General features: G+C 73.9%; 21 protein-coding genes and 1 tRNA gene. 7 read left to right on the top strand and 15 right to left on the bottom strand.

Annotation, left to right across the window (positions count from 1 at the left end; genetic code table 11):
- Window positions 1–50: 50 nt before the first annotated feature.
- The 7 genes from ACIA8Q_RS13790 to ACIA8Q_RS13760 form a co-directional block, all read right to left on the bottom strand.
- Window positions 51–1,043, bottom strand: a complete 993-nt coding sequence (locus ACIA8Q_RS13790; RefSeq protein ID WP_360204342.1) for a hypothetical protein — start codon at window positions 1,041–1,043, stop codon at window positions 51–53.
- Window positions 1,044–1,531: 488 nt separating this feature from the next.
- Window positions 1,532–2,902: an HD domain-containing protein gene (locus tag ACIA8Q_RS13785; protein WP_360204339.1), complete on the bottom strand. Its 1,371-nt coding sequence runs from the start codon at window positions 2,900–2,902 to the stop codon at window positions 1,532–1,534.
- Complete coding sequence (locus ACIA8Q_RS13780) at window positions 2,899–4,335, bottom strand: HD-GYP domain-containing protein (RefSeq protein ID WP_396317209.1); 1,437 nt, start codon at window positions 4,333–4,335, stop codon at window positions 2,899–2,901. The genes ACIA8Q_RS13785 and ACIA8Q_RS13780 overlap by 4 nt, the downstream gene beginning before the upstream one ends.
- Before the next feature lie 354 nt (window positions 4,336–4,689).
- Window positions 4,690–5,097 (bottom strand): mycothiol system anti-sigma-R factor, encoded by a 408-nt coding sequence (gene rsrA, locus ACIA8Q_RS13775; RefSeq protein WP_360204334.1) that lies wholly within the window; start codon window positions 5,095–5,097, stop codon window positions 4,690–4,692.
- The gene (locus ACIA8Q_RS13770) at window positions 5,094–5,837 is read right to left on the bottom strand and encodes a sigma-70 family RNA polymerase sigma factor (protein WP_360204332.1); all 744 of its coding nucleotides are present in this window, start codon (window positions 5,835–5,837) and stop codon (window positions 5,094–5,096) included. Before ACIA8Q_RS13770 ends, rsrA begins: the two co-directional genes overlap by 4 nt.
- 332 nt (window positions 5,838–6,169) lie before the next feature.
- Window positions 6,170–6,880, bottom strand: a complete 711-nt coding sequence (locus tag ACIA8Q_RS13765; RefSeq protein ID WP_360204329.1) for an alpha/beta family hydrolase — start codon at window positions 6,878–6,880, stop codon at window positions 6,170–6,172.
- 20 nt (window positions 6,881–6,900) lie between these two features.
- The gene (locus ACIA8Q_RS13760; protein ID WP_360204326.1) at window positions 6,901–7,653 is read right to left on the bottom strand and encodes an SOS response-associated peptidase; all 753 of its coding nucleotides are present in this window, start codon (window positions 7,651–7,653) and stop codon (window positions 6,901–6,903) included.
- Between the two features lie 137 nt (window positions 7,654–7,790).
- On the opposite strand from ACIA8Q_RS13760, the gene ACIA8Q_RS13755 reads away from it, so the two are divergent.
- From ACIA8Q_RS13755 to hisN, 5 genes are all read left to right on the top strand, one after another.
- The gene (locus ACIA8Q_RS13755; RefSeq protein ID WP_360204323.1) at window positions 7,791–8,519 is read left to right on the top strand and encodes a M50 family metallopeptidase; all 729 of its coding nucleotides are present in this window, start codon (window positions 7,791–7,793) and stop codon (window positions 8,517–8,519) included.
- A gap of 90 nt (window positions 8,520–8,609) precedes the next feature.
- The gene (gene aroA / locus ACIA8Q_RS13750; protein ID WP_360204321.1) at window positions 8,610–9,941 is read left to right on the top strand and encodes a 3-phosphoshikimate 1-carboxyvinyltransferase; all 1,332 of its coding nucleotides are present in this window, start codon (window positions 8,610–8,612) and stop codon (window positions 9,939–9,941) included.
- 15 nt (window positions 9,942–9,956) lie between these two features.
- Window positions 9,957–11,012 (top strand): ribosome small subunit-dependent GTPase A, encoded by a 1,056-nt coding sequence (rsgA, locus tag ACIA8Q_RS13745; protein WP_360204318.1) that lies wholly within the window; start codon window positions 9,957–9,959, stop codon window positions 11,010–11,012.
- Between the two features lie 129 nt (window positions 11,013–11,141).
- A complete protein-coding gene (locus ACIA8Q_RS13740; protein ID WP_360204315.1) occupies window positions 11,142–11,465 on the top strand; it encodes a multidrug efflux SMR transporter in 324 nt (107 codons plus the stop codon).
- A gap of 97 nt (window positions 11,466–11,562) precedes the next feature.
- The gene (gene hisN / locus ACIA8Q_RS13735) at window positions 11,563–12,360 is read left to right on the top strand and encodes a histidinol-phosphatase (protein WP_360204312.1); all 798 of its coding nucleotides are present in this window, start codon (window positions 11,563–11,565) and stop codon (window positions 12,358–12,360) included.
- 114 nt (window positions 12,361–12,474) lie between these two features.
- On the opposite strand, the gene ACIA8Q_RS13730 is transcribed toward hisN, so the two are convergent.
- The gene (locus tag ACIA8Q_RS13730) at window positions 12,475–13,950 is read right to left on the bottom strand and encodes a catalase (protein ID WP_360204309.1); all 1,476 of its coding nucleotides are present in this window, start codon (window positions 13,948–13,950) and stop codon (window positions 12,475–12,477) included.
- Between the two features lie 103 nt (window positions 13,951–14,053).
- Between ACIA8Q_RS13730 and ACIA8Q_RS13725 the strand changes: the two genes are divergently transcribed.
- A complete protein-coding gene (locus tag ACIA8Q_RS13725; RefSeq protein ID WP_360204306.1) occupies window positions 14,054–14,473 on the top strand; it encodes a Fur family transcriptional regulator in 420 nt (139 codons plus the stop codon).
- Window positions 14,474–14,577: 104 nt separating this feature from the next.
- On the opposite strand, the gene ACIA8Q_RS13720 is transcribed toward ACIA8Q_RS13725, so the two are convergent.
- The 3 genes from ACIA8Q_RS13720 to ACIA8Q_RS13710 all read right to left on the bottom strand — a co-directional run bounded on the left by ACIA8Q_RS13720 (window position 14,578) and on the right by ACIA8Q_RS13710 (window position 20,000).
- Window positions 14,578–16,551, bottom strand: coding sequence for a tetratricopeptide repeat protein (locus tag ACIA8Q_RS13720; RefSeq protein WP_360204303.1), 1,974 nt, complete (start codon window positions 16,549–16,551; stop codon window positions 14,578–14,580).
- Window positions 16,552–16,907: 356 nt separating this feature from the next.
- A tRNA-Met gene (locus ACIA8Q_RS13715) sits at window positions 16,908–16,981 on the bottom strand.
- Between the two features lie 64 nt (window positions 16,982–17,045).
- Window positions 17,046–20,000: a UPF0182 family protein gene (locus ACIA8Q_RS13710; RefSeq protein ID WP_360204301.1), complete on the bottom strand. Its 2,955-nt coding sequence runs from the start codon at window positions 19,998–20,000 to the stop codon at window positions 17,046–17,048.
- A gap of 170 nt (window positions 20,001–20,170) precedes the next feature.
- On the opposite strand from ACIA8Q_RS13710, the gene ACIA8Q_RS13705 reads away from it, so the two are divergent.
- Window positions 20,171–20,743, top strand: coding sequence for a PPA1309 family protein (locus ACIA8Q_RS13705; RefSeq protein WP_360204298.1), 573 nt, complete (start codon window positions 20,171–20,173; stop codon window positions 20,741–20,743).
- A gap of 30 nt (window positions 20,744–20,773) precedes the next feature.
- Here ACIA8Q_RS13705 and ACIA8Q_RS13700 read toward each other — a convergent pair whose 3' ends face one another.
- The 4 genes from ACIA8Q_RS13700 to ACIA8Q_RS13685 form a co-directional block, all read right to left on the bottom strand.
- The gene (locus ACIA8Q_RS13700) at window positions 20,774–21,880 is read right to left on the bottom strand and encodes a PDZ domain-containing protein (protein WP_360204296.1); all 1,107 of its coding nucleotides are present in this window, start codon (window positions 21,878–21,880) and stop codon (window positions 20,774–20,776) included.
- A gap of 42 nt (window positions 21,881–21,922) precedes the next feature.
- On the bottom strand, window positions 21,923–22,114 hold the full coding sequence (locus ACIA8Q_RS13695; RefSeq protein ID WP_360204293.1) for a hypothetical protein: 192 nt from the start codon (window positions 22,112–22,114) through the stop codon (window positions 21,923–21,925).
- Window positions 22,115–22,329: 215 nt separating this feature from the next.
- Window positions 22,330–22,770, bottom strand: coding sequence for a molybdenum cofactor biosynthesis protein MoaE (locus ACIA8Q_RS13690; RefSeq protein ID WP_387907271.1), 441 nt, complete (start codon window positions 22,768–22,770; stop codon window positions 22,330–22,332).
- A 166-nt stretch (window positions 22,771–22,936) separates the two neighbouring features.
- Complete coding sequence (locus tag ACIA8Q_RS13685; RefSeq protein ID WP_387907268.1) at window positions 22,937–24,085, bottom strand: NAD-dependent epimerase/dehydratase family protein; 1,149 nt, start codon at window positions 24,083–24,085, stop codon at window positions 22,937–22,939.
- Between the last annotated feature and the right edge of the window lie 156 nt (window positions 24,086–24,241).

The following is a 24,241-nucleotide window of genomic DNA, read 5'->3' as shown; positions in this document are numbered from 1 at the left end:
TCCGCTTCCGAGAATGGGCCAGGTATACCGCTCAAGGGTAAGCGGCCCGCTCAGCAGACTTCCTCCAGATCCCGGTACGCCCGTGCAGCGGGCGCGGCCGCGACCCAGCGGTCGAGGAGCGAGCGGACCAGCAGTGCGGGTGCGGCGATCCCGCACTCCCGCTCGACCAGCCAGGACATCCCGGCCGCGCCGCCCTGGCTGAGGTGGCTCAGGTGCCCGGGGTGCGCGGCGTCGCCGTCGTCGTGCGGGTCGTGGTGGGCGGTGTGGCCGTCGTCGGCGGCCATCCGGCTCTCCGAACAGGCCCGGCAGAGCAGCCGCACCGAGGACGTCCAGTCCTCGGCCGCGTAGCCGGCGTCCGCGACCAGGCGTTCCAGGGCGTCCCGGTCCCCGGCCGTGGCGGCCTGCAGCAGCACCACGTAGGTCGGCACCGGGGAGGGCGCCCACAGCTCGATCTCGTCGAACACCGGGTAGGCGACGCCGTCGGTGACCCGTTCCCCGTGCGGGGCGCCGTCGTGGAGCACCACCTCGCCCCAGCGGCGGCCGGAGGAGGGCAGCGGGATGGACAGCACCTCGATCCGGGCCGGGTCGAGCCGGCGGCCCCACACCACCTCGGACTCGCCGTCCGGGGAGAGCCGCACCGGCGTGGTGCCGAGGTCCAGGCTGACCGGGCCGTCGGGCTGCCCGCCGGGGCCGCCGGGCAGCTTCAGCCCGTAGGCCTGCCAGGCGCGCCGGGCGAGCGGCCAGTCCTGCAGGGCGGTCGCGGTGATGCCGAGGTTCCACCAGTCGGGGGCGCCGTGCTCGCGGTCGAGCAGGGCGACGGCGCGCAGGCCGGCCGAGCGGGCCTGCTCCCAGTCGCGGCGGAACTTGTGCAGCAGGGCGAGGTTGAACCAGGAGTCGGACAGCCAGGGCTCCAGGTCGGCGGCCATCACCAGCAGCGCGCCGGCGTCCTCGTAGCGGCCGTCGCCGATCAGCGTGAAGGCACGGTCGGTCGTCTGCCGCCAGGTGGCGGACGGCCGGTGCCGTGCCCGGTGGAAGATCCTCACGTTCGTCCCTGCCGTCGTCGTCCGCTCGAGTCCCGTACCACCGCGCCCACCCCAACTCCTCGGGGCCGGACGCTTCGCGGGGTTCGGGCCCGGTGTCCCGGGTCGGTGTTCCACGCTACGACCGCATCCAACCACGCCCGCCCCCGCCCGCGCTCCCCACCGCTGAGGTTGGGCGCCCGCCCTACCCAGCCTGCCCGCCCGGCCGCCCGGCCTCAACCCCGGCGGGTGGTCGCGCGCCCGTGCCTGGGCCGCGCCTCCAGTCCGCCTCGGGCCGGACCCGACCCGGGCCCGCCGGGTGCGGGCCCCCACCGGCGCCCGTACGGACGCCGGGTACCCCCGTCGACCTCGGTGAACCCCCGGCCGGGCCGGCGGTCACCCCTGCTGCCCGGGACGGGCGGGCCGGCGGTCACCCCTGCTGCCCGGGACGGCCGGGCCGGCGGCTGCCCGAGTCCTCGGACCTCGGCCCCGCGGCGCGCTCCCGGGGCCCCTCACCCCCGGGCCTGCCCGCCCACCCGGGCCAGCGCGTCCACCACCCGGGCGTCGTACACCCGGCCGCGGCCCAGCCGCAGCACCTCCAGGGCCTCCAGCCGCCCCACCGCCTCGCCCACCCCGCGGCCGCGGGCGGCCGTCAGCAGGTCGTCGTGGGCGTTGGCCACCCGGATGATCCGGGCGGCCAGCGGCACCGAGCCGTCCGCGCCGGCCGGGCCGAGCACCGGATCGGCCAGCCGGGCGACCTGCTCGGCGACCTGCCGGGGCACCCCGGTGCGGCGGATCACCTCGCTGCCCAGCCGGGCGATCCGCTGCTGCTCGGCGCAGGACAGCAGGGCGGTGGCGCCGTCCGGCACCGGTTCGACCAGCGAGAGCTGGCCGACGTCGTGCATCAGGGCCGCGTACTCCAGCAGGGCGAGTTCCCGGGTCCCGAGTCCGAGCTCGCGCCCCAGCGCGCACGCCGTGTCCGCGACCCGGCGCGCGTGCCCGTGCGGGGTGTAGCCGGCCACCTCGGTGGCCCTGGCCAGGCTGGCGATGGTCTGCCCGGTGGTGGCCCGCACGGCCGCGGCGCGCCGGAAGGACACCTGGGCGAGCAGCAGCGGGGTGCAGAACAGCGGCAGCGCCCAGAGCCCGACCTCGCCGGCCGCGAGGCTGACCAGCATCCCGGTGGCGACGATGGCCGAGCCGATGCCGAACAGCGAGCGGAGCTCGTCCTCCAGCGCCGCCGGGAACCGCAGCCCGGTGTCCGGGCCTGCCGCCGAGCGGCGCAGCAGGGCGGCCAGGGTCGCGTCGCAGAGGGCGGCCAGGGCGGCGACGGCGGTCAGGAAGGCCCCGTACGCCGGGCCCTCGGGCGAGAAGCGGTCGACCAGGCCGCCGTTGTAGAGCGGCTGGAAGACGGCGGCCGCGAAGCCGACGCCGAGCAGCCGGCGGGCCGCGCTGTCCCGGCGGGCCGGGTCGGCCCAGGGCGGGCGCCGGTGCGGCCGGTCCGGCCGGGCCCGGTGGATCAGGCCGGCCCCGTCGCCGCCCCTGCAGTGCGCCTTGAGCCAGGGCAGGGCGAGCCCGGGCAGCCAGGCGAGCAGCAGGCCGACCCCGGTCACCGCGACCACCTGGAGCGTGCCGTGCGCGGTGGGCACCCCGCGCAGCGGGCCGAGCAGCGCGTACGCCAGTGCGCCGGCCGCGCCGATGGGTGCCTGCTCGCGGTCCCCCGGAAGGGTGATCCGGACGCACTCGCCGAGTGCGATGAGCGTGGTGAACGCCAGCGCGACCCGCGGCTCGGCCACCCCTCGCAGCGCGACCGCGGCCCACGCGAGGAACAGCAGCGCGGCCGCCGCCGCGTGCACGGCGCGGGCCTGCCGGCCGGCCGCCGTCACGGCTGCCCGGCCGTGGGGACGCTCCCGCCCTGGGCGGGCACCCGGCGCGGCGCGGCCCGGACCGGTTCGGGCACCCCGAGCGGGATGTCCGGGACGGCCCGGATGCTGCCGTCGGGCGGCGGCAGCACCGGCTGCCAGTCGTGCACGACCAGCGCGTCGATCAGCGCCCGCACCATCGCCGGGTCGAACTGGCTGCCCGAGCAGCGCTGCAGCTCCGCGATCGCCTCGGTGACGGGCCGGCCGCGCCGGTAGGAACGGGTGGAGGTCATCGAGTCGAAGGCGTCGGCGACGGAGATGATCCGGGCGAACTCGGGGATCTGCTCGCCGCTGAGCCCGCTGGGGTAGCCCCGGCCGTCCATCCGCTCGTGGTGGTGCAGGATCCCGGCGTGCGCCTCGCCGAGGAAGGCGATGCCGCGCACCAGCTCGAACCCGTACACCGGGTGGATCTCGACGGCCCGCCGCTCGGCCTCGCTGAGGGGACCGTTTCTGCGCAGCAGCTCGGTGGCCACGCCCAGTTTGCCGACGTCGTGCAGGATCCCGGCGAAGCGCAGGGTGCGCAGCCGTTCGGCCTCCATGCCGAGCTGGGTGGCGATCAGCACCGAGGCCCGGCCGACCCGTTCGCTGTGCCCGCGGGTGTACGCGTCCTTGATCTCCACGGCCTGCACCAGCGACTGCACGGTGGCCTGGTGGGCGTCCCGCTCACGCTGGCCCTGGGCGAACACCCAGGCCGAGATCGACAGCGGCAGCAGCGCCAGCAGCGCCGCGAACGCCCCGTAAGGGCCCTGCCAGAGCACCGTCACCATCAGGCCGCCGGCGGCGTGCACCAGCACCGGCAGTCCGCAGACCGCGACGGCCCCGCGCAGCAGCACCACCGGCCGGCGGTCCTCGGTGAGCATCAGCATGGCGCCCACCAGCACCCCGTTGACCAGGCAGAACGTGGCGACGGCGGCGAAGCCGGGCAGCAGTGCGGCGGGGAACCGGGAGCCCAGCAGCAGTTGTGGTCCGCGCAGCAGCTGGAAGGCGGCCGAGGAGGCGAAGGCGCACAGGGCGAGCTGGGAGCCGTTCCACAGCTGACGGGCCCGGCAGGTGCGCCGGGTGGGGCCGCCGAGCAGCGCGGCGGGCACCGCGACCAGGGCCGCGGCGGCCGGCGGGAGCATCAGCACACCGGCGAACAGCACCGGGAAGAAGGCGTTGACGCCGGGCCGGTTGGGCGCCCGTTCGGACGGCGGCGGGCGGCGCAGCAGAAGGCGGGTCAGCCGCAGGCAGGGCGTCGGCAGGCCCTGGGCCAGCGACTCCCAGCACCCGTGCAGGAGGGCCAGCAGCCCGACCTTGGGCCAGTCGACCGGCGCTCCGAGCCAGCGCGGCACCCCGGGGACGGCCTCGGCGGGCAGCAGCGGCAGCAGGCAGCAGAGCGCCGCCACCGGAACGGCCACCAGGTAGCGCGTCGCTCCCTGCGGCAGGGCCGCGCCTCCACTGTCGGTAGCGATCTCGACCTCCCCCGCCGTCCGGGCCCGCGTTGCCTCAGCACGCCGGGCGGACCGGCGGTGAGCGTCCGTCAGGAGGATAGGCCGCCGTCCGGGCGCGGGGACGCATGATCGCGCAATGGCGCAGCTGGCACACCGTCAACTCACTCGAACGAGTGAGGGCGCATGCGAGCACGACGGGAGCGGCCCCGGGAGCGCACGCTCCCGGGGCCGCTGAACTCCGTGTCCTGACCACCGGGCCCGTCCTCGCCGACGGGCCCGGTGGTTGCTCCGGTCGGCCGTCCGGCCGCGCGGAGGCGCCGGCTACTCCGCCGGAGCACCCGCCTCGACGGGGGCGCCCGGCCGCGCGGACGGCGCCTGGCCGCCCTGGCCGGGGGTCGGGGCCGGTCGGGCGGCCTCGACGTGGATCTCGACCGCGGTCTCGACGGCGACCACCACCTGCTCACCCGAGCGCTGGCCGGCCCGGATCGAGTCGATCCTGGCGAGCACCTTGCTGCGCAGGTCGGCCGGGGTGTCGTCGCAGCCGCAGGAACGCTTGATCAGCGCCTTGATCGCCTGCTCCAGCCCGTACTGCTTCAGGCACGGCGAGCACTCCTCGAAGTGCTCCCGCAGCTTGGCGCAGTCCCCCTCGGCCATCTCGTTGTCGAGGAATTCGTAGAGGTGGTCGAGGACCTCGCCACACTCCGTGTCGTGCGGATCGCCGCAGCTCATGAGCCCGAGCCCTTCGCTTCCTGCCCTGCCCCGCTGCCGGCCGGGACGAGCCCGCGCTCACGGGCGTAGTCCTCCAGCATGCCGCGCAGCTGACGGCGGCCGCGGTGCAGCCGGGACATCACCGTACCGATGGGAGTACCCATGATGTCCGCGATCTCCTTGTACGCAAAGCCCTCTACGTCCGCGAGATAGACGGCGATCCGGAACTCCTCCGGGATGGCCTGGAGCGCGTCCTTCACGTCGCTGTCGGGGAGGTGGTCGAGCGCCTGGGTCTCGGCCGAGCGCAGACCGGTCGACATGTGCGACTCGGCGCGGGCCAGCTGCCAGTCCTCGATCTCCTCCGCCGCGGTGCGCTGGGGCTCCCGCTGCTTCTTGCGGTACGAGTTGATGAACGTGTTGGTGAGGATGCGGTACAGCCAGGCCTTGAGGTTCGTGCCCTCGCGGAACTGGTGGAAGGACGCGTACGCCTTGGCGAACGCCTCCTGGAGCAGGTCCTCCGCGTCCGCGGGGTTGCGCGTCATGCGCAGCGCCGCGGAGTACATCGGGTCCAGGTAGCCCAGGGCGTCGCGCTCGAAGCGCTCCCGCCGGGCCTCCTCGCTCTCCTCCGCGGACACCCGGAAGGTGTCCTCACCGATCGCCTCGGCCAGCTCCTCACCGGTGAGCGCCTCGCCCACGGGCTGGCCCTCCTCCGGGCCCCGGCCCGGCTCGGCCTCGTGCTCGGTCCCGACGACCGGACCCACCTCCTCGGCATGGCGGGCACGACCCCCGGCGGGCCGCCCCGAAATGGAGGATATCGGGCTGACGGGCTTCTCGCCCGCGACAATCCAGTCGGACCAGGCGGGGGCGAACGCCGCAGCGGCCTCGCGCTCCTCTGGCCGCTCGGGGCACGCGATCGAACCCATCTGCCCTGCCTCTCACCGGGAATCGTGCTGACGAGGGTGTCAACCACCCGGACGGCGCCCGCATTCCCGCCGCGGCCGCCTCATCACTCGCACGGGCGATCGGCCGGAAACCCCTGGTCACCGCCGCCCGGTCGGCTCCGGCCGCCCGGCCGCCCCCGGTGCCCCCTGCCTCAGAGCAGCGCCAGCACCCAGTCCCCGACCGCCCGGCAGATCAGCTCCAGCACCTCGTCCTGCCCGACCGGCGCCCGCTTCGGCACCTCGAAGCCGTGGCTGCCGTACGGCACCGCCACCAGCTCGTGCCCCGCCGGCAGCTCCGGGAACTCCACCGGACCACCGAACGGGTCCGCCGCGCTCTGCACCACCAGCGTGGGCAGCCCCGACTCCAGCAGCTCCTCCGCCCGGCTCTTCTCCGGCCGGCCCGGCGGGTGCAGCGGGAACGCCAGCGCCACCACCCCCACCGCCCCGGTGGCCGCGCCCGTCCGGCAGGCCACCCGCGCCCCGGCGCTGCGCCCCCCGACCACCAGCGGCAGGCCCTGACCTGCCAGCCGCTCGGCGACCGGCGTCCAGCCGAGGTCCAGCGTGCGCGGCGCCGGGCCGAGCCGCTTCCCGGCCACCCGCCAGGGCTGCTCGACCAGCGCCACGGTGATCCCGCGCGGCGGCAGCGCCTCGGCCAGCGCGACCAGGTCCCGGGCCTCGACCCCGCCGCCCGCGCCGTGCCCGAGCGCCAGCAGCGCCCGCGGCGCGGCGGCCCGGTGGTAGCGGATCCGGGCGTCGCCGGCCCCGGTCGCGACCAGCTCGGTCGGGACGGATCCGGTGGGAACGGGTTCGGTGGGGTCGGTCCCGGTGGGAACGGGTTCGGTGGGGGCGGGTTCGCGGGTCATCCTCGGGCACTCCAGCCGGTTCAGAACAGGGTGGTCTCGTACTCGGCCTCGGCCCACGGCTCCTTGAGCTCCGGGCCGTTGTTGCGGATGCTGCCGACCGCCGGGGAGACCGGCGTGGCCAGCAGCTCGCCGGGCGGCGGGGGTATCAGCAGCCGCTGCAGCGCGTCCGGGTCGGTCAGCCCCGGGTCCAGCCACTCGCCGTGGGACGCCGGGTCGAGGAAGAGCGGCATCCGCTCGTGGATCGGCGCCAGCGACTCCTCGGCGTCGGTGGTGACGATGGTGAAGGTCACCAGCCAGGCCGCCGGGTGGTCCGGCGGCACCGTCCGGTCGCGCCAGAACTCGTACAGCCCGGCCAGCGCCAGCGGGGTGCCGTCCGCCCGGGAGACGAAGTACGGCTTCTTGCGCGCCTTGCCGCGCTCGCCCGGCACCGTCTGCCACTCGTAGTAGCCGTCCACCGGCACGATGCACCGGCGGGAGGCGAAGGCCTGCCGGTACGAGGGCTTCTCGTGCACCGTGTCCGAACGAGCGTTGATCATCTTCACCGCCGTCTCGGCCGACCTCGACCACTGCGGCACCAGCCCCCAGCGCAGCACCCGCAGCTGCCGCACCGGCCGCTCCCGGCCCTTCGGCACCCGCTCCAGGACCACGAAGGCGCTGTTCGTCGGCGCCACGTTCCAGTTGGCCGCCAGCGTCTCCGCCGGGTCCCACTGCTCGACACCGAAGATCTCGACGACGTCCTCGGGCTTGCTGCTGGCTGCGAAGCGACCGCACATGCCGGTCAGCTTGCCATGCCCGCCACGCTCACCACTTCCTCATCCCACGGACAGAACCACCCGCTCCCGCCCGACCGTCCCCGCATGGGAGGCTGCCCCGAACGGCCCAACGCAGCGAACGGAGGCGGAGAAGAACGATGAGCCCTCACCCGACCGACCGGAACCTCGGCGAACTGTGGGACCAGGTCACCGGCACCCAGCCCGGCCCGCCCGGCTGGCTGGTCCTCGCCACGGCCGGCGCCGCCCTGCTCGCCGTCCTCGCCCGCCCGCTCTGGCACGTCACCCGCAACGCCGTGACCATCGCCCACGAGGGCGGCCACGGCCTCGCCGCCCTGCTCACCGGCCGCCGGCTGGCCGGCATCCGGCTGCACTCCGACACCTCCGGCCTCACCCTCTCCTACGGCCGCCCCACCGGCCCCGGCATGATCCTCACCGCCGCCGCCGGCTACACCGCCCCCGCCCTGCTCGGCCTCGGCTGCGCCGCCCTGCTCTCCGCCGGGCGGACCACCCTGCTGCTCTGGCTGGCCGTCGTCCTGCTGCTCGCCCTGCTGGTGCGCATCCGCAACGCCTTCGGCCTGTTCACCGTGCTGGTCGCCGGCGGCGCCTTCTTCCTGGTGTCCTGGTTCGGCAGCGCCGAGGTGCAGGCCGGCTTCGCCTACCTCGGCTGCTGGTTCCTGCTGTTCGGCGCCGTCCGCCCGGTCCTCGAACTCCAGCACCAGCGCCGCACCGGCTGGGCCCGCGACTCCGACGCCGACCAGCTCGCCCGCCTCACCCACGTCCCCGGGCTGGCGTGGATCACCGTCTTCCTGCTCACCGCCCTCGCCAGCCTCGCCCTCGGCGCCAGCTGGCTGCTGGCTCCGCTGTAGCCGCGGACGGGGCCCGGACGCGCCCGGCGGCGGCTCTCAGCATCCGGCCGTCACGGGGGCCGTTCCGGTACGGCCCCTAAACTGGCCCCCATGACCGAGACCCTGTGGCCCGCCCCCGTCGCGACCACCCCCGTTGACGCCACCGTCACCATCCCCGGCTCCAAGTCGGTCACCAACCGAGCCCTGGTGCTGGCGGCGCTCGCCGACGAGCCCGGCTGGGTGCGCCGCCCGCTGCGCAGCCGCGACTCCCAGCTGATGGCCGACGGCCTGCGGGCCCTCGGCGTCGGCATCGAGGAGCGGGTCAACAACGACTCCGGCGGCACCGGCGGCGGCGAGGCCTGGCGGGTCATCCCGACCCCGGCGCTGCGCGGCCCCGCCTCGATCGACGTCGGCAACGCCGGCACCGTGATGCGCTTCCTGCCCCCGCTCGCCGTCCTCGCCGACGGCCCGGTGCACTTCGACGGCGACCCGCGCAGCTACGAGCGCCCCCAGCACGGCGTGATCAACGCCCTGCGCGCGCTCGGCGCCCGGATCGACGACGGCGGCCGCGGCGCCTTCCCGCTCACCGTGCACGGCACCGGCGCGCTGGACGGCGGCCCGGTCGAGCTGGACGCCTCCTCGTCCTCGCAGTTCGTCTCGGCCCTGCTGCTGTCCGGCGCCCGCTACAACCAGGGCGTCGAGGTCCGGCACGTCGGCGGCCCGGTGCCGTCGCTGCCGCACATCCGGATGACCGTCGAGATGCTGCGCCTGGCCGGCGTGCAGGTCGACGCCCCCGAGGACGGCGGTGAGAAGGACGTCTGGCGGGTCACCCCCGGCGCCCTGATCGGCCGCGACCTGGTGGTCGAGCCGGACCTCTCCAACGCCGCGCCGTTCTTCGCCGCCGCCCTGGTCACCGGCGGCCGCGTCACCGTGCGCGACTGGCCGAAGCACACCACCCAGCCCGGCGACCAGCTGCGCGAGATCTACACCCGGATGGGTGGCGCCTGCGAGTTCACCGACGAGGGCCTGCAGTTCACCGGAACCGGCCGGATCCACGGCATCGAGGCGGACCTGCACGACGTCGGCGAGCTCACCCCGGTGATCGCCGCCGTCGCCGCGCTGGCCGACTCCGAGTCGCACCTCTACGGCATCGCCCACCTGCGGCTGCACGAGACGGACCGGCTGGCCGCCCTGGCCAAGGAGATCAACGACCTCGGCGGCGACGTCACCGAGACCGAGGACGGCCTGCGGATCCGCCCCCGCGCACTGCACGGCGGGATCTTCCACACCTACGAGGACCACCGCCTGGCCACCGCCGCCGCGGTGGTCGGCCTCGCCGTGCCCGGCGTCGAGGTGGAGAACGTGGCCACCACCGCCAAGACCCTGCCCGACTTCCCGCGGATGTGGGCGGAACTGCTCGGCGAAGCGGTGGCGGACGCCTGATCGGAGACTGAGCACATGCGCCGCTACGGCAAGGACGCCGACGAGGACGACATCCGCAACCGCCCCGCACGCCGCGGTTCCCGGCCGCGGACCCGGATCCGGCCCAAGCACGACGACGCCGCCGAGGCGATGGTGCTGACCGTCGACCGCGGCCGGCTGACCTGCCTGGTCGACCCGGGCACCAAGCAGGAGCGCGAGGTCGTCGCCATGAAGGCCCGCGAGCTGGGCCGCAAGGGCGTCGTCGTCGGCGACGTCGTCAACCTGGTCGGCGACCTCTCCGGGGACGCCGACACGCTCGCCCGGATCGTCCGGGTCGAGGACCGCAGTTCCGTCCTGCGGCGCACCGCGGACGACGACGACCCGTACGAGCGGATCGTCGTCGCCAACGCCGGGCAGCTGGCCATCGTCACCGCGCTCGCCGACCCGGAGCCGCGGCCCCGGCTGATCGACCGCTGCCTGGTGGCCGCCTACGACGCGGGCATGGACCCGCTGCTGGTGCTCACCAAGTCCGACCTGGCCCCGGCCGAGCCGCTGCTGGAGGCCTACGCGCCGCTCGGCATCGACTACGTGGTCACCCGCCGGGACGAGCTGGGGACCACCGGCGCCGAGGCCGTCCGCGAGCACCTGCGCGGGCGTTCCACGGTGTTCATCGGGCACTCCGGCGTCGGCAAGACCACCCTGGTCAACGCCCTCGTCCCGGACCGCCAGCGGCAGACCGGCCACGTCAACGCCGTCACCGGCCGCGGCCGGCACACCACCACCTCGGCCCTGGCCCTGCGGCTGCCCCCGCCGCCCGGCGCCAAGCCCGGGTCCCGGAAGGCGCTGGACCCGGGCTGGGTGATCGACACCCCGGGGTTCCGGTCCTTCGGCCTCTCGCACATCGCCCCGTCCCGGGTCATCCACGCGTTCCCCGACCTGGAGCCCGGCACCGTCGAGTGCCCCCGTGCCTGCAGCCACGACGAGCCGGACTGCGCGCTCGACGCCTGGGTCGCCGACGGCCACGCCGAGGGCGCCCGGCTCTACTCGCTGCGCCGGCTGCTCTCCAGCAAGGAGGCCCGCGAGGGCGACTGACCCGGCCGGCGGCCCCGCCGCCCCCGGGTTTCCCCACCGTTCGAGGTGTCGGACCGCGCCAGCCTGGTGATCATAGGAAAGTCGGGCCACAGTGCGGTCCGACCCGTCGATCGACAGGGAGGGCACGCGATGGCATGGGCCCTGGTGATCCTGGCCGGCCTGCTGGAGACCGGCTTCGCGATCAACCTCAAGCTCAGCGAGGGATTCACCAAGCTCTGGCCCACCATCAGCTTCTGCGTGTTCGCCCTGAGCAGCTTCGGCCTGCTCACCCTCTCCCTGAAGAGCCTGCCGGTCGGACCCGCCTACGCCGTGTGGACCGGCATCGGCGCGGCCGGCACCGCCGTCTACGGCATGGTCTTCCTGGACGAGACCACCTCGGTGCTGAAGCTGGTCTCGATCTCCCTGGTGATCGCCGGCGTCATCGGCCTCCAGCTCAGCGGCACCGCGCACTGAGGTCCGCGGGGCACGCCCCGACGGGCCCGTGGACCGCCCCGTCCCGCTCCGCGAGCCCGGCTGTGCCGATCCCGGCGGGCTCGCTAGGGTTTCGGACATGGCCGACTACCACGACGATCTCCGACTCGCCCACGTCCTCGCCGACTCGGCCGACTCGGTCACCCTGGAGCGCTTCCGCGCCCTCGACCTCACCGTCGAGACCAAGCCGGACCTCACCCCCGTCAGCGACGCCGACAAGGCCGCCGAGGAACTCGTCCGCGGCGTGCTGCAGCGCGCCCGCCCGCGCGACGCGGTGCTCGGCGAGGAGTTCGGCCTGCAGGGCTCCGGCCCCCGCCGCTGGGTGATCGACCCGATCGACGGCACCAAGAACTACATCCGCGGCGTCCCGGTCTGGGCCACCCTGATCGCCCTGCTGGAGGACGGCCCGGACGGCGTCGAGCGCCCGGTCGTCGGCATCGTGTCCGCCCCCGCGCTGCAGCGCCGCTGGTGGGCGGCCAAGGACCTCGGCGCCTTCGCCGGCCGCAGCCTGACCAAGGCCTCCCGGATCCACGTCTCCGGCGTCTCCCGGATCGAGGACGCCTCCTTCTCCTACTCCTCGCTCACCGGCTGGGAGGAGCGCGGACGCCTCGACCCCTTCCTGGACCTCACCCGCGCCTGCTGGCGCACCCGCGCCTACGGCGACTTCTGGTCCTACATGATGGTGGCCGAGGGGGCGGTCGACATCGCCGCCGAGCCCGAGCTCTCGCTCTGGGACATGGCCGCCAACTGCATCATCGTCGAGGAGGCCGGCGGCCGCTTCACCGGTCTGGACGGCGTCCCCGGCCCCGGCGGCGCGGACGCCGTCGCCAGCAACGGCATCCTCCACGACGAGACCCTGCGCCGCCTGAGCGTCTGACCCCGGCCGCCCCGGGCCCCGTTCTCCGGCGAGCGGGCGGCCCCGGAACTGGTGCGGGCCCCGTGACCAGTCATCTGGTCACGGGGCCCGCTGCTCATCGGGGCGCGCGCCGGGCTACTGCTTGCGCAGCTCCCGGACGGCCGCCTCCAGCCGCTGCCCGTAGTCGGCGTCGGCCTTGCGGAAGTTGTCGACCGCCCGCTCGACGATGTCCTCGCGGTCGGCGGAGACCTTGGCGATGAAGCCGGCCAGGTTGGCGATCAGCCGCTGCTTCTCGTCCTCCGAGAACAGCCGGTACAGGTTCCCGGCCTGCACGAAGTCGTCGTCCTCGGCGTGCGAGGGCGCGACGTGGTTGCCGGTGGCGCCGGTGACGGCGGTGGCGGCCCACAGCGGGCGGCCGGTCTGGACCGGGCCGCCGAAGCTGTTCGGCTCGTAGTTCTTCTGCCGGCCGTGGCGGCCGTCGTAGAGGTGGCCGTCGCGGCCGTTGGTGCGCGCCTCGGTGGCGTGCGGGCGGTTCACCGGCAGGTGGTCGGCGTTGATGCCGACGCGGTAGCGGTGGGCGTCCGCGTAGGCGAACAGGCGGCCCTGGAGCATCTTGTCCGGGGACGGGCCGATGCCGGGCACGAAGTGCGCCGGGGAGAAGATCGACTGCTCGACCTCGGCGAAGACGTTCTCGGGGTTGCGGTTGAGCTCCAGCTTGCCGATCTCGATCGGCGGGTAGTCGGCGTGCGGCCAGACCTTGGTGAGGTCGAAGGGGTTGAAGCGGTAGTTCGCCGCGTCGGCCGCCGGCATGATCTGCACCTGGACGGTCCAGGTCGGGTACTCGCCGCGCTCGATGGACTCGCGCAGGTCGCGCTGGTGGCTGTCCGGGTCCTCGCCGGCGAGGCGGTTGGCCTCGTCCTGGGTGAGGTTGCGGATGCCCTGGTCGGTCTTGAAGTGGTACTTGACCCAGAAGTGCTCGCCGGCCTCGTTCTGCCACTGGTAGGTGTGCGAGCCGTAGCCGTTGAGGTGGCGGTAGGTGGCGGGGATGCCGCGGTCGCCGAACAGCCAGGTCACCTGGTGGGTGGACTCGGGCGACAGGCCCCAGAAGTCCCAGACGTTGTCCGCCTCCTGGGAGCCGGTGTACGGGTCGCGCTTCTGGGTGTGGATGAAGTCCGGGAACTTCACGGCGTCCTTGATGAAGAACACCGGGGTGTTGTTGCCGACGAGGTCGTAGTTGCCCTCCTCGGTGTAGAACTTCAGCGCGAAGCCGCGCGGGTCGCGGACGGCGTCGGCGGAGCCGAGGTTGCCGGCGACGGTGGAGAAGCGCAGGAAGACCTCGGTCTGCTTGCCGATCTCGGAGAGGAACGCGGCCCGGGTGTGGGCCGTCACGTCGGCGGTGACGGTGAAGGTGCCGTAGGCCGCCGCACCGCGGGCGTGCACGACGCGCTCCGGGATCCGCTCGCGGTTGAAGTGCGCGAGCTTCTCGAAGAGCAGCTGGTCCTGGATGAGTGCCGGGCCGCCGATGCCGGCGGTCTCGGTGTTCTGGTTGTCGGCGACGGGGGCACCCGCCTCCGTGGTGAGGGTGGGGCGCAGCTCGTCCTGGGTCGTCATGGGGGTGCCTCCGCGGTGTCCGGTCGTGACGACTCGATCCTAACTTGGACTTTGTCCAAGTCAACACTGGAACCAATCTCGGATCGTGACTTACTCTGGGCCCATGAGCGACCTGCTGGAACGACTTCGCGGACGCGGCTGGCGGCTGACCTCACAGCGCCGGGTCGTGGCCGAGGTCCTCGACGGCGACCACGTGCACCTCACCGCGGACGAGGTGCACGCGCGCGCGGTGGCCCGGCTGCCCGAGATCAGCCGCGCGACCGTCTACAACACCCTCGGTGAACTGGTCTGCCTCGGCGAGGTCCTGGAGGTCGCCACCGACGGCCGCGCCAAGCGCTACGACCCCAACGCCCACCGCGCCCACCAGCACCTGCTCTGCTCCGGCTGCGGCGCGATCCGCGACGTCCACCCGCACGGCGACCCGCTGGAGGCGCTGCCCGCCGGGGAGCGCTTCGGCTTCACCGTCACGGCCGCCGAGATCACCTACCGCGGCCTCTGCCCTGACTGCACCGCCGGCCCGTAACACGGCCCGGCGACCCCCGCGGGCAAGGCGAGACCTCGACGAAGAATCCCGGACGGACCCACCCCGGTGAGACCCCGGTGACCCCGGGGCACGCCCGACCCGCCCTACGCGCTCAGCTCCGCGTGCAGCGCGCCCAGCAGGCGCCCGGCCCGCTCGGCCACCTCGGCCGGCCCGTAGTCGGCCGCCCGGCGGCACCAGTTCTCCGCCTGCACCGGCTCGCCCCGGCGCAGCGCCAGCAGGGCCAGCCGCAGCGCCGCCCGGCCGTGCCCGGCGTCGGCGGCCCGGGTGTACCAGAGCATCGCCTGCGCCTCGCGGTCCTGCCGGGCCAGCAGCAGCCCCAGGTTGAACGCCGCACTGCGGCTGCCGGCCTCGGCGGCCCGCCGGTACCAGCTCTCGGCGATCTCCAGCGCGCCGCGCTCGGCCGCCCGCACGCCCATCCGCACCTGCGCCCGCCGGTGCCCGGCGTCCGCCGCGACGGCGTACCAGTGCTCGGCCTCGGTGTCGGCGTCGCCGCGGCGGTCCAGCACCGAGGCCAGCCGGAAGGCACCCTCCGCCGATCCCCCGGCCGCGGCCTGCCGGTAGCGCTCCAGGGCGCCGGCCAGGTTGCCGCGCTGCTCCTGGACGACGGCCAGCTGGAGCGCGGCCTCGCCGTGCCCCTCCGCGGCGGCGCGCGCGTACCACTCCTGGGCCTGCCGCTGCTCGCCGCGCCCGGCGTGCAGCACGCCGAGGTTGAAGGCGCCGTCCACGCTGCCGGCCTCGGCGGCCTTGGAGAACCACGGTTCGGCGCCCGACTCGTCACCGCGCTGCAGCAGCACGACGGCCAGCGCGTTGCAGGCCTCCCGGTGACCGGCGTACGCGGCCCGGCGGTACCACTGCTCGGCCTGCTGGTCGCGGCCGGTGCCGGCGCAGAGCAGGCCGAGGTTGAACGCGCCGTTCTGGTCGCCCGCGTCCAGGGCGGTGCGGTACCAGTGCTCGGCCTTCTTGGCCTCGCCGCGCCCCGCGTGCAGGGCGCCGAGCGCGTTGGCGGCGTTGCCGTCGCCGGCCTCGGCGGCCTCCTGCCACCACTCGGCGGCCGCGCCGGTGTCCCCGGAGTCGCGCAGCAGGAAGCCCAGGGCGCAGGCCGCCCGCGGCTCGCCGTTCTGCGCGGACTGCCGGTACCAGCGGGCGGCCTCCTCCAGCAGGGCCTGGTCGTCGCCGGAGCGCTCCTCCAGCAGCACGCCCAGGCGCAGTGCGGCCCGGGCGTGGCTGCGGGCGGCCGCGGTGCGGTACCAGGTCTCGGCGGTCTCCTTGTCCCCGGCCGCCTCGCGCATCCGGGCGAGCCGGTAGGCGGCCTCGCGGTGCCCGGCGTCCGCGGAGACCTTGAACCAGCGTTCGGCGCGCACGTCGCGCCGGTGCTCCATCAGGTCGCCCAGGGCGTAGGCGCCGAGCGGGTGGCCGTGGTCGGCGGCGAAGTGCAGCCAGTACTCGGCGGCCTCCTCCTCGCCCTGGTCGCGCAGCTGGAGCCCGAGCGCGTGCGCGGCGGGCGCGCTGCCGGCCACCGCGGCCTGGCGCCACCACTGGGCGGCCTCGGCCCGGTGGCCCTGCTGGTGGAGCAGCACGCCGAGGTTGTTGGCGGCGGCGCGCAGGCCGGCGGCCGCGGCGGCGCGCAGGTAGGACTCGGCGTCCTCGAGGTCGCCGCGGCGCAGCAGCAGGGTCCCGAGCCGGCAGGCGGCGTCCGGGTCGCCGTCGTCGGCGGCCTGGCGGTGCCGGGCCTCCAGCGCGGCGCTCTCTCGGGCGGCCAGGGCGGACTCGAAGCTGGTGGTGTCCAGGCCGGCCGGGTCGAGCGCGGCGGCGCCGGAGCCGTCGGTGTCGGCGTCCGGGCCGTAGGGACCGACGGCGGCGGCGAACTGACGGGCGGACACGTGGACGAGGCTGTCGGGGCCGGAGCCGCCGACCGGCGGACGTTCGGTCAGACCGCTGGTGCGCTGGGCGGGGAGGGCTCCGGGGCGGCTCTCGGGGCTCTCCGCCCAGGCGTCGGTGTCCGCCTCGGTGGCCGCGGCGGACTTGGTGCCTGACCCGTTCTTGCCGATCAGCCTCATGCCGACTCCCGCTCCCCCAGAGTGTCGCGGCATCGTGCCCCGGCCCGCGGCCGGGGGGACCCCCAGGGGAGGCGCCGGACCCGACGGCTGATCAGCAGCCGCGTACCGTCCCCCGTGTGTCCCATCGTCGCATCACCCGCTAACCGCGTACACCTGCCCCGGCCGAATTCGGGCGGGGTCGACTCGAAGCCGACGAAATTGCTTCGGCGCTTTGTCGATTTCCCGACACTTCAACCCCACAAACCCCTGAGCCGTCCTCGTTGGCGACGGTCGATAGTACCGGAGCGGTTCCCACCGCTTGGGAGCGGAAACACCAGAGGCCCGGAGGAAGGATCCTCCGGGCCTCTGGCACTGAGTAGCGGGGACAGGATTTGAACCTGCGACCTCTGGGTTATGAGCCCAGCGAGCTACCGAGCTGCTCCACCCCGCGTCGGTGGTTAAACCATAGCACGGGCACGGGGTGGAGTCGGAATCGGTTGTCGCAGCTCAGCGGGCTACGGGTGCGGGCTCGCCGATCCGCCGGGGGTCGCCGCCGCGGACGGGGCCGCCGGCGAGCCGGTGCCGCGGGCGGCCTCGGCCGCCTTCAGGGCGTCGCCGAGCGCCTTCTGGGCGTTGCCGTACGCCACCCAGTCGCCGTTCTTGAACGCGGTCTGGCTGTCGTTGTACGCCTTCTCCGCGTCCGAGAGCGCCTTCTGCAGCTCGGGCGAGATCGTCCCGCCCGGGGCCGGGGTGGCCGGGGCGGTGGGCGTCGGCGTCGACGGGCCGGTCGGGGTGCCCGGGGTGGACGGCGCGGTCGGGGTGGTCGGCGGGGCCGATCCGGCGAACACCTTCTTGAGGGCGTCCTCCAGGGTGTTCTCGAACGCCACGTTGTCGTTCCCGTACACCGCCAGGACCTTCTGCAGCGTCGGGTACTTGGCGCCGCGTCCGCGCACGTAGACCGGCTCGACGTTGAGCAGTCCGCCGCCGACCGGGAGGGTGAGCAGGTTGCCGTACTCCAGGTCGGAGTCCCCGCCGCTCTTCAGCAGGGTGATCTGCTGCGCCACCTCCTGCCGGGAGTTGAACTGCGACTGCACCAGGTTGGGGCCGAGCGTCTTGCTGTCGCCGGGGATCTTGAGGATCCGGATCTTCCCGTAGTCCGGGCCCGGGTCTGCGTTGACCGCCATGAAGGCCGCCAGGTTGTCCCGGCCGTTGGGCACGAAGGTGGAGGTCAGCGAGAAGCTCGCCGAGGTGACCGCCGGGTCGGGCATCCGCACCGTCAGGTAGTACGGCGGCTGGACCTGCTTGGTGTCGCTGGTCGGGTCCACCGGGACCTGCCAGATGTCGCTGCCGTTGAAGAAGGAGTTGGAGTCGGTCACGTGGTACTGGCCGAGCAGGTCGCGCTGGACCTTGAACATGTCCTGCGGGTAGCGCAGGTGCGGCAGCAGGTCCGCCGGGATGTCGGCCTTCGGCTCGACGCTGCCCGGGAAGGCCTTCATCCAGGTCCTCAGCACCGGGTCCTGCTCGTCCCACTGGTAGAGCTTCACCTCGCCGGTGTAGGCGTCCACCGTGGCCTTGACCGAGTTGCGGATGTAGTTGACCTGGTTGGCGACGGTCAGCAGCTCACCGCGCTGGTTGGTCAGCGAGTCCTTGGTGGCGGTGCCCAGCGTCGTCTTCGAGGAGAACGGGTAGCCGTCCGAGGTGGTGTAGCCGTCCAGCACCCAGACCACCTTGCCGTCCTGCACCACCGGGTACGGGTCGGCGTCGATCGACAGCCACGGGGCGACCTTCTCGACCCGCTCCTTCGGCGTCCGGTTGTAGATCACCTTCGCGCCGTCGGTGATCGCCCCCGCGTAGAGGATCTGCGGCTCGGCGAAGCGCACCGCGTACGCGGCCCGGGTGATCGGGTTGTCCAGCGAGACCCCGCTGTCACCGGTGTACTGGTACTGCTTGTTCTCGCCGGTCTCGGTGGTGTAGTCGATCTCCTGGTTCGAGCCGCCGACGATCGAGTACGAGGTGGTCTTCTCGCCGTAGTAGATCCGCTGCTGGTAGTCGCCCAGCGCACCGGTGGCCGGCAGGCCGGACTCGGTGAACACCGGCTGGCCCTTGTCGTTGACCTGGTTGCCCTTGGCGACGACCGCGCCGTAGCCGTGGGTGTACTTGAAGTGGTCGTTGATCCAGTTGCGCTGCACGCCGTTGAGGTCGAGCTCGCGCAGGCCGATCACGGTGTCCTGCTTGCCGGTGCCGGCGCCGTAGCGGTCCACGTCCAGGGTGTTCGGGAACGCGTAGTAGCTGCGCTGCTGCTCGATCGACTGGAAGGTCGGCGAGACGATGTTCGGGTCCAGCAGGCGGATGTCCGCGATGGTCTGCGCGTCCGGCTTGAGCGCCTCCGCGGTGGTCGACCCCTGCGGGCTGTACTGGGAGGTCTGCGCGTCCGCGATCCCGTACGCCTGCCGCGTGGCGTCGATGTTCTTCTGGATGTACGGCGTCTCCTTGGCCTGCTCGTTCGGCTTGACCTGGAACTGCTGCACGATCGCCGGGTACAGCCCGCCGATCAGCACCGCCGACAGCACCATGAGCCCGAGCCCGATCAGGGCCGGCGCCCAGGTGCGGCGCACCGGGGTCAGGAAGAACAGCACCGCGCAGATGATCGCGACGAAGAAGAGGATGGTCTTGGCCGGCAGGAAGGCGTTGGCGTCCACGTAGCGCAGGCCGGTCCAGCCGGAGACCCCCTTGTAGGAGCCGGTCTTCACCGCCAGCGCGTACCGGTCCAGCCAGTACGCCGCCGCCTTCAGCAGCACGAACACGCCGAGCAGCACCGCCAGGTGCCCCTGCGCGCCCGCGCTCGCGCGCCGGCCCGGGCCCTGCAGCCGCAGCCCGCCGTAGAGGTAGTGCACCAGCGCCGAGGTCAGCAGCGAGACGATCACGGCGCTGAACGCGAAGCCCAGCAGGAACTCGTAGAACGGCAGGGAGAAGGCGTAGAACGAGACGTCCATGCCGAACTGCGCGTCCTTCTCGCCGAAGGACGTCGCGTTCGTCCACATCAGCCAGGTCCGCCACTGGCCGGACGCCGCGGCGCCCGCCACCAGGCCGATCACCAGCGAGACGCCGATCAGCGCCCAGCGCTTGAACGGCGCCAGGCCGGAGCGGTAGCGGTCCAGGCTCTGCTGCTCGACCGACATCGCCGACAGCGGCGGCCGCAGCCGGTGCGCCAGCCAGACGTTGAAGCCGACGATCACCGCCATCAGCAGGCCGAACACCGCGAACAGGCCGGCCTTCGTCCACAGCTGGGTGGTGAACACCGAGGAGTAGCCGACCGACTTGAACCAGAGCCAGTCCGTCCAGAAGCCGGCGAACATGACGAACAGCAGGAACAGCACCGCGAGCACGCCCAGCGTCAGCAGGGCGACCCGCGCGCGCCGCGAGGGAGGGCCTACCCTGCGCCGGAATCCCGGCCCTGAGCGTTCCGGCATCTGGAATACCACGGTGGCACCTCGGCTGTGTGGTCTGGAGTCGATCGGTCTTCAGGGAAACTTAACCAGGCTTTGGTCGAGTTCCCACCGTTAGCAGACGGTTACTCCGGCCTCCCCCGGCCCGGCCGCTCCCGGCACCGCCGGCGCCCCCGACGTGTGAGGATTGGGGCATGTCCGACGCGCCCGATGCACTCAACTCCCCCGACGACGTCTCCAAGCTCCCCGCCGCGACCCCGCTCACCCGGGCCGCGCTGGAGATCGACGAGTACGCCGCCACCCTCGGCTGGGACCTCCCGGCCCGGCTGTTCGCCCTGGTGGACAGCACCGCCCTGCGCAGGGCCGACCCGAAGATCGCCGCCCAGCTCGGCCTCGGCGACGACGACGCGGCCGGCCTCACCCCGGTCGAGCAGGACGAACTGCCGGCCGGCATGGAGCTGGACAAGTTCCTCGGCACCATCGCCTGGCCCGACGCGGTGGCCGGCTGCGCCCTGGTCGTCGAGCGGATGATGCTGCCGCCCGGCGCCGAGCAGTCCCGCCCGCGCAACGCCAGCGACGCCCAGCTCGCCGAGTGGGTGGCCAACCACCCCAAGCGCGAGGAGGTCCGGATCACCGCCGCCGTCCTGCGCGACGGCAAGAAGGAGATCGCGCTGCGGCTGCGCTCCAAGGACAGCGCGCGCGAGGTGCTCACCGGCCCGGACCTGGTGCCCGGTCTGACCAAGGCGCTGCTGGCGACCTTCGCCTGAGGCCCCGGCCCCCGGCCGCCCGGCGGCCCGTTACCCGGCGGCGCAGGACGGCAGCGCGGAGGTCTGCCCGGAGCGGATCTGCTCCAGCGACTTCAGCGCGCCGTCCAGCGTGTCCGTCTTGATCAGGGTCAGCCCGGACGGGATGTCCTTGGTCGCCTCGGCGCAGTTCGAGGACGGGGTGAAGAAGTACTCGGCGCCGGCCTCCCGGGCGGCGATCAGCTTCATCGATATGCCGCCGATCGGGCCGACCTTGCCGTCGTCGTCGATGGTGCCGGTGCCGGCCACGAACTTGCCGCCGGTGAGGTCGCCGCCCGGGGTGAGCTTGTCGATGATGCCGAGCGAGAACATCAGCCCGGCGCTGGGACCGCCGACGTCCTGCAGGCCGATGTCGATCTGGAACGGGTAGGTGTGCCGGATCCCGGTGCCGATGCCGACCACCGCGAGCTCGGCCCGCTCGGCCGGCGCCTTCGGGTCGAGGTCCTTGGCCTTCACGGTGGGGACGGCGACGTCCGCCCTGGCGGCGGCGCCGGCCCCCGCGGCGTCCTTGACCCGCGGCACGACGGTGAAGACCACCGACTCGCCGGGCTTGTGCTTGGTGACCGCCGCCACCACCTGGTCGACGGCCGTCACCGGCGCACCGTCGACGGACACGATCTGGTCGCCCGCGTGCAGCTTGCCCTCGGCCGGGGCGCCGGCGGTGACCGACTTGACGATCAGCTCGTTGCCGACCGGGATGCCCAGCTGGTTGAGCGCCGCGGTGCGGGCGCTGTCCTCGGAGGAGGCGAACTCCTCCGCGTTCTGCTTCTTGGCGTCGGCGTCCGTCTGCCCCTTCGGGTAGACGTTGTCGTGCGGCACCACCATCACGTCGCCCCGCAGCCAGCCGACCACCGCGTTGACCAGGCTGGGCTCGTACTTGGCCCCGGTGACCTGGACGGTCGTCATGTTCAGGTGCCCGGTCGTCGGGTACGAGTCGCGCCCGGTGATGGTGATCACCGGCTTGCCGCCCTGGTTGCCGAGCGTGTTGTACGTCGGCCCCGGGCTCATCTCCGTGTACGGCACCTTCATCAGCACCGAGACGCAGAGCAGCGCTATGAGCAGCAGGGTGGCAGCGAGCATCGTCGCGGAGCGGCGTGGCATGCCTCGACAGTACGGGACGCGCGCGAGCGGGCGCCCCCCGGGCTACCGGCCCGAGCCGTCCCCGGGGGCGCCGCTGCCCGCGGTGGTGCGTTCCATCGCGGCCATGAAGCGCCGGTGTTCGGCGAGTGAGGCGGGGTCCCCGGTGGCCCGCGGGGCCCGCTGGGCCCAGCCCGCCCAGACCGCGGCGAGCAGGACGGCGACAACAGGAATGATCAGCCAGGCGAGCGCACCCATGTCAGTACTCCCAGCTCGTCGTGTCTATGAGCAGATTAACCACTCCGGCGGACAACGCGATCACCGCCGTCCGGGTTACGGGAGGGCCGATCGGCTCACTGCCAGGGAGTATTCGACACGCCGTCGCGGACCCGTTCGAGTGAGGACCCGGCGCGCCTGACACCGAGGACGTCCTGCGTGTGCGGCCGGTTCCGGCCGCACCGCCGACGACCGGGTCAGCAGCCGCCCGCGCCCACCCACTCCTCCTCGCCGTCGGCGAAGACCTGGTGCTTCCAGATCGGCACCTCGTGCTTCAGGTCGTCGATCAGTCGGCGGGCCGCCGCGAAGGCCTCGCCCCGGTGGGCGCAGGACACCGCGACGATCACCGCCTTGTCGGTGATCTCCAGCCGGCCGATCCGGTGCACCGCGGCGAGCGCCTTGACCGGGAAGTCGGCGACGACCTTCTCGGCGATGCGGCGCATCTCCTGCTCGGCGGTGGGGTGGCAGCTGTAGTCCAGCGCGGTGACGGACTTGCCGCCGTCGTGGTCACGGACCGTCCCGACGAAGACGGTCGTGCCGCCGGCAGCGTCGTCGCCGACCGCCTCGTACACCTCGTCGAGCGAGAGCGGGGTGTCGCGGACGGCGAGCAGGCGGATGGGGTCGTGGTTCTCGGACATGACCCCATGATTCCCCATTCCGGGTGGTCCTGGGCAAGTGGCTTCCGCATCACGATTCCGAGATTTCGCATCGTGAGAAGTTCGGGCCCCGCCACTGCCTCGCCCGCCGGCCGTCACACCGCCGGGCCGGCCCTCCCGGCCCGGCGCGGTCGGCCCGCGGGCGGCCTCAGAACCGGCGCCGCTTGCGGGCCCGGCGCACCAGCGCCGCCGTACCGACCAGCGCCACCGTCGCCCCGGCCGCGCCCAGACTGGTCGCCGCCTCCTTGCCGCCCAGCCGCCGGCCGGCCACCGCGTGCTTGCCCGACACCTGCTCCAGCAGCTCCGCCAGCACCTGCTCGTTGGTGTGCCGCGGGCGCCAGCCCGCCTCGTGCAGCCGGCTGCCCGACACCACCCACGGGTACATCGTGTAGGCCAGGTCGCCCGCCGGCGCCGGGGTCAGGCCGAGCCGGTGCAGCCGGGCCGCGGTGCCGAGCGCCAGCGCGGCCGGCAGCTCCATCCGCCGGATCCCCGACAGCTGCTCCACGTCCTCCTGCTCCAGCCAGCCGTCGCAGCCGACCGTCACCTCGCCCTCGACCAGGCCCAGCGCCGCGTACTCCAGCGCCGCCGCCAGGTCGTCCACGTGGCAGAACTGCCAGCACGGGCGGGAACCGGCCACCACCAGCAGCCGCGGCGCCTCGAAGTGCCGGGTCAGCACGGTGTCCACCCCGGGGCCCACCACCACGGCCGGCCGCAGCACCGTCACCTGCAGGCCCGGGTGGGCCCGCGGCGCGCGGCGGGCCAGGCGCTCGATCTCCAGCAGGTCCCCGACCAGCGAGGCCTCCTCGGTCGCCCGCAGCTCGGAGTCCTCGGCCAGCGGCACCTCGTTGTCGGCCAGCGCTCCGTAGACCATCGCGGAGGTGCAGAGCACCACCCGGTGCACCCCGGCGGCCGCGGCGGCGGTCAGCACGGTCTGCGCGCCGCGCACGTTGTAGGCGCTGCGGGCGCGCGGGTCCGACTCCATGCCGAAGTCCATCGCCAGGTGCACCACGACGTCGACCCCGGCCAGCCGTTCGGCCACCGCCGGGTCCCGCACGTCCAGCACCCGCCACTGCACGCCCGCGACCTCGCCCCTGCGGTCGTCCACCGCGAGGACCCTGCGCACGTGCGGCGAGGCGACCAGCCGGGCCGCGACCCGCTCGCCGAGCACGCCCGCGGCGCCCGTGACGGCCACGGTGAGCGGCCGTCCGCCGTAGGCTGGAGGCGGCGACGCCGTGGTGTCCGGGGCGTCCTCTCCTCCGGTCAGCCCAGAGCGAACGTCCGAAGGCGGGGAACTCACCGGCCATCCTCCACGGTTAGCTTATGTGCGTACGGACGTGTGTCACGTACGTCCATCCTGCCCGAGGCGAAGGCCCCGCGGTGCACCCGGCGCGGGCCTACCGCCCGGAGCCGCCCGCGCGACCCCCACTGCGCCGGTGCCCCGGGCGGGCAGCAC

Origin of the sequence: Kitasatospora sp. NPDC051705, from assembly GCF_044453265.1 — a bacterium.
Lineage (GTDB): Bacteria > Actinomycetota > Actinomycetes > Streptomycetales > Streptomycetaceae > Kitasatospora.
The sequence above is the reverse complement of the archived record's forward strand: the minus strand, read 5'-3'. Positions and strand labels throughout refer to the sequence as shown.

What these genes read in the sequence shown, in the direction of transcription:
- ACIA8Q_RS13690 (WP_387907271.1), bottom strand. Translation starts at nt 22,770, where the DNA reads ATGTCCGAGAACCACGACCCCATCCGCCTGCTCGCCGTCCGCGACACC.
- rsgA (WP_360204318.1), top strand. Translation starts at nt 9,957, where the DNA reads ATGCGCCGCTACGGCAAGGACGCCGACGAGGACGACATCCGCAACCGC.
- ACIA8Q_RS13720 (WP_360204303.1), bottom strand. Translation starts at nt 16,551, where the DNA reads ATGAGGCTGATCGGCAAGAACGGGTCAGGCACCAAGTCCGCCGCGGCC.
- ACIA8Q_RS13730 (WP_360204309.1), bottom strand. Translation starts at nt 13,950, where the DNA reads ATGACGACCCAGGACGAGCTGCGCCCCACCCTCACCACGGAGGCGGGT.
- ACIA8Q_RS13760 (WP_360204326.1), bottom strand. Translation starts at nt 7,653, where the DNA reads ATGTGCGGTCGCTTCGCAGCCAGCAGCAAGCCCGAGGACGTCGTCGAG.
- aroA (WP_360204321.1), top strand. Translation starts at nt 8,610, where the DNA reads ATGACCGAGACCCTGTGGCCCGCCCCCGTCGCGACCACCCCCGTTGAC.
- hisN (WP_360204312.1), top strand. Translation starts at nt 11,563, where the DNA reads ATGGCCGACTACCACGACGATCTCCGACTCGCCCACGTCCTCGCCGAC.
- rsrA (WP_360204334.1), bottom strand. Translation starts at nt 5,097, where the DNA reads ATGAGCTGCGGCGATCCGCACGACACGGAGTGTGGCGAGGTCCTCGAC.
- ACIA8Q_RS13695 (WP_360204293.1), bottom strand. Translation starts at nt 22,114, where the DNA reads ATGGGTGCGCTCGCCTGGCTGATCATTCCTGTTGTCGCCGTCCTGCTC.
- ACIA8Q_RS13725 (WP_360204306.1), top strand. Translation starts at nt 14,054, where the DNA reads ATGAGCGACCTGCTGGAACGACTTCGCGGACGCGGCTGGCGGCTGACC.
- ACIA8Q_RS13755 (WP_360204323.1), top strand. Translation starts at nt 7,791, where the DNA reads ATGAGCCCTCACCCGACCGACCGGAACCTCGGCGAACTGTGGGACCAG.
- ACIA8Q_RS13710 (WP_360204301.1), bottom strand. Translation starts at nt 20,000, where the DNA reads ATGCCGGAACGCTCAGGGCCGGGATTCCGGCGCAGGGTAGGCCCTCCC.
- ACIA8Q_RS13765 (WP_360204329.1), bottom strand. Translation starts at nt 6,880, where the DNA reads ATGACCCGCGAACCCGCCCCCACCGAACCCGTTCCCACCGGGACCGAC.
- ACIA8Q_RS13740 (WP_360204315.1), top strand. Translation starts at nt 11,142, where the DNA reads ATGGCATGGGCCCTGGTGATCCTGGCCGGCCTGCTGGAGACCGGCTTC.
- ACIA8Q_RS13700 (WP_360204296.1), bottom strand. Translation starts at nt 21,880, where the DNA reads ATGCCACGCCGCTCCGCGACGATGCTCGCTGCCACCCTGCTGCTCATA.
- ACIA8Q_RS13705 (WP_360204298.1), top strand. Translation starts at nt 20,171, where the DNA reads ATGTCCGACGCGCCCGATGCACTCAACTCCCCCGACGACGTCTCCAAG.